Here is an 841-nt window from a genome sequence, read left to right as displayed (position 1 = left end):
CCGACCACGGCCTCTGGCGGGAGTATCCCGGCCTTTGATTTCGTGATTTACGAGCGTCGCTAATTCCCGTCGCGGCGCGGCCGATCACCAGGCGATAAATGTCTTTGTGATTTCTTAGAACGGCTTGTGTCGATCTCGCCATGACGCCGGCAGCGCGGCAGCGAGTGCTGCAGGTTTGCAGGGGCAAGTGCGAAAAGCGTAGCGGTCGTCCGTGGAATGATGACCTGGCTGGCCGTTCACACCGGCCGATAACGTTCCAGCCAGTGGGCATACGGGGAAGGCAGGACCCAGGCGGCACGTTTGACTTTGAGCTTCAATGCGGCGTGATAAGGCCAATGAGGGTTCGCCAGATGGGCGCGCCCCACCAGCACCAGATCGAGTTGGCCGCTGGCAATCGTGTTTTGGGCGATTTCGGGGTTATCGATGCCCCAGGCGGCCGCGACGGGAATATTGGCTGCCCGGCGGATCTGCTCGGCAACCGGAGCAAGGAAGGCGGGTCCCCAGGGGATGACCGCATCCGGAGTCGAGAAGCCGACGCTGATGCTGAGCAGGTCCAGCCCGTAACGCCTGAACGCCCTGGCCAGTTCGATCGATTCGGCGAGCGTTTCGGTGTCCCGACCGTCATATTCGAGCACGCCGAAGCGGGCAGTCAGCGGCAGATGTTCCGGCCAGACCGCGCGAACGGCAGCCAGCGTTTCGAGAAGGAAGCGGCTGCGATTCTCGAGGTTGCCTCCGTATTGGTCGTCGCGCTGGTTGGCATGAACCGAGAAGAAACTCTGGCCAAGATAGCCATGGGCAAAGTGCAGTTCAAGCCACTCAAACCCGGCTTCCCCGGCTCGCC

The 841-nt window shown here is 62.1% G+C and carries 1 pseudogene; it reads right to left on the bottom strand.

The features are described 5' to 3' along the window. Nucleotides 1-236: 236 nt before the first annotated feature. Nucleotides 237-841 (bottom strand): annotated as a pseudogene (locus CAPSK01_RS07110) (NADH:flavin oxidoreductase/NADH oxidase); the annotation flags it as partial.

It is taken from the genome of Candidatus Accumulibacter vicinus, assembly GCF_000584955.1.
Taxonomy (GTDB): Bacteria; Pseudomonadota; Gammaproteobacteria; order Burkholderiales; family Rhodocyclaceae; genus Accumulibacter; species Accumulibacter vicinus.
Note: the sequence above shows the minus strand (reverse complement) of the source record. Positions and strands in the feature narration are given on the sequence as shown.